The 1,868-nt window shown below is 34.7% G+C and carries 2 protein-coding genes and 1 pseudogene; all 3 read left to right on the top strand.

From position 1 onward, the window contains the following. A pseudogene (locus FE394_RS18900) lies at positions 1-195 on the top strand (helicase RepA family protein); the annotation flags it as partial. 787 nt (positions 196-982) lie between these two features. After that, the gene (locus FE394_RS18905; protein ID WP_319927867.1) at positions 983-1,321 is read left to right on the top strand and encodes a hypothetical protein; all 339 of its coding nucleotides are present in this window, start codon (positions 983-985) and stop codon (positions 1,319-1,321) included. 53 nt (positions 1,322-1,374) lie between these two features. Further along, the gene (locus FE394_RS18910) at positions 1,375-1,794 is read left to right on the top strand and encodes a hypothetical protein (RefSeq protein ID WP_319927868.1); all 420 of its coding nucleotides are present in this window, start codon (positions 1,375-1,377) and stop codon (positions 1,792-1,794) included. Positions 1,795-1,868 lie beyond the last annotated feature (74 nt).

Below are 1,868 nucleotides of genomic sequence, written 5' to 3' on the forward strand. Positions count from 1 at the left end.
GCATTGTGGCAGTGTATCCGCTCGCGCACTGCCCTGAAAGAACCCTGTTCCATTGCCCTTGTGCGTGATGATTTAAAAGCGATGGGGGTGAATGTGAAAAATTTCAGCCGCTGGTTAACCAAGTTAGAGCATGATGGGCTGATTACCCGTAGCGGGCAGGAACTCACCATTATTAATCAGAACAATGAAGATTAAAAAGTGAGGAGAAAAATGAGGAACAGGTGAGGAGTTAACCTCTTTTCTGGTTGGTGTTTTTTCTGATCTCCGTGTTGCCGGGTTAATGTATTAGCCCGGTAATACGGAGAAGGCAAGCGCAGCGCGTCAATGTCATTTTAATCTATTGTCTTAAACAAAATGTAGCATAGGTAACTATATCTATTTGTTTAATATACGATATTAATCACGATTTAACCGCTTTATCGACAATAACACTAGAATATATAAATAACTCTGGTATATCCTGCCCTCCGGTGTATCACAAGTGTACAATTATCATAGATAAAGCAAAGCATTTTTTAACTTCAGTTGGTTTTTGGTTAGGAAAAAAGATAGGAGAATTGAATGTGGATTAAGTCATTGTTCAATATATTTATAATAATAGTTTTATTTATTATCAGTAACGTAGGGTTCATTTCTCTTGATTTAACTATCAAAGAAATACTGACTCTATGGTCAAGCAAGGAATACCCTCCCGCTGAGCTATCTTTTCTTATTTGTACCACTGATTATGTGATTCTGACCAACAACTTACTGTTTGTTTTCTGCACCACTGCATTTTTGTTTCGAAATAAGTTAAAACACAGTTCACGAATAATTTTCTCTGCTTTTTTAATTGATTTATTGAATAACTTAATTATATTTATTTATATTTTTAACTTCTCAACTCTTTTTCAATTCATTAAAAATTGCGATCTGATTTGGATATTAATATTATTCCCTGTTTCAATGATTATTATTTATTTCCTTGCAAGGAAAAGCACAAATGAACAATAGAGATATAATTAGACAATCAAGAATATTGGATAAAATTGATAGACATACGTTAAATATATATGACACTACCTGCCGATGGTTACCTAAAGGTATTTTTTTGTGGGTAGAAACAAAGGGTACAGGCCATACATTCATTTCTGTTCATACCGAAAAAGGAATAAATGTGTTTACCTATGGTCGTTATGCAGATACTGGCCCATTAGGAATCACTGGTGACGGAGTTTTAATTTGGTTGCAAGATAATGAAGCAATTGGATATATGTCAACCGAACTTTATAGAATGAAGCTCAAGTTTATAACATCAGAGATGTCGATATTTTCGCAATAATGGGATATTTTAAAAGTCTATGGCATACAGGTAAAAAAATAGGCGGTACTTCAGTGTCTGAGTCTACCCAAAAATTTGGGAAAATCATTGATGTTTATGATGTAACTGGAGTTAACTGTACAACACACTCTGTCAAAGCGCTTAATTACGCAGGTAGCTCGGTCTTTAAAAGACAGAATATATTTTCTGTAAATTATACTGAGGATTTTACCATCCCATATTCATTAAGAATATATATGAATGATATTGATACACTTAAAAAGAGTATGATTATCACTGATGTTACCTGGAGTTTAAAGCAGCAAATGAGGAACACTAAAGGATTAGTTCCTTTAGATGGTGCAGGGAAAGTACAAGGAGCATTTGGTGTTGGTGCTAAATCTTCAGGCACGCTAGGCACTCAAAGTAGTGGATATGGCGGAGCAACTTTTGGCGGTTCGTCCGGTTGGAATTATTCTCCGAAAGAAGAATAGTCACAAATAATAATGAGGCAATTATCAACTGAATGAATAGCATCTAAATAGGCGTTTCTATAACTAGAACATAT

This window comes from Xenorhabdus littoralis, assembly GCF_033949345.1.
GTDB classification, from domain to species: Bacteria; Pseudomonadota; Gammaproteobacteria; order Enterobacterales; family Enterobacteriaceae; genus Xenorhabdus; species Xenorhabdus littoralis.